This is a genomic window from Bradyrhizobium acaciae, assembly GCF_020889785.1.
In the GTDB taxonomy this organism is placed as follows: domain Bacteria; phylum Pseudomonadota; class Alphaproteobacteria; order Rhizobiales; family Xanthobacteraceae; genus Bradyrhizobium; species Bradyrhizobium acaciae.
Genome location: NZ_JACMYK010000333.1, coordinates 1 through 561 on the forward strand (window position 1 = coordinate 1; position 561 = coordinate 561).

The 561-nt window shown below is 67.7% G+C and carries 1 protein-coding gene; it reads right to left on the reverse strand.

Translation table 11 applies throughout. The features are described from left to right. On the reverse strand, nucleotides 1-561 hold a 561-nt coding region (locus H8A92_RS40615), incomplete at both ends, for a transglycosylase SLT domain-containing protein (protein WP_229200822.1).

A 561-nucleotide genomic window follows, 5' to 3' on the forward strand; every position in this document is an offset into this window, starting at 1 on the left:
CGCGGCCGGCGTTGTAGCCGGCAAACGTCATGATGTGGCAGTTGCGATATTCCGACAGCAGCGCGCTGAGCTCGGCCGCGCCCATCTGGGTGTTGTAGACCGGATCGGACACCATCCGGCTCCAGTCATAGCCGACGCCGAAGCGCTTGGCGGTGTCGCGGCCGGCTTCGGGCGTCACCTGCATCAGGCCGACGGCGTTGGCCGCCGATTTGTCGCGCTGGTCGAACGCGCTTTCGGTGCGGGCGATCGAGTAGGTCATGCTGCGCCCGATATCGGGAGCGATCGGGGTGTGCTTGGGAATGCCGATCACCGGGAACGCGTAATGGTCGAAGGCGAAGCCGCGGCCGAGCGCGATCTTGCCGATCTGCAGCATTGCGCGGGCATCGCTGTGGCGCCCGGTGAGCTCGCCGAGCGCTTCGAGCATGCCGACATCGGTGCTTTCTTCGGCGAGGTCGGCGGCGAAATAGAGCACGATGTCGGGCTCGCCGATCGCGTAGAGCATATCGGCGGCACGCACCCGCTCGTCGGCGGCCATGCTGTCGGCGCCGGCGGCCGGCGAGG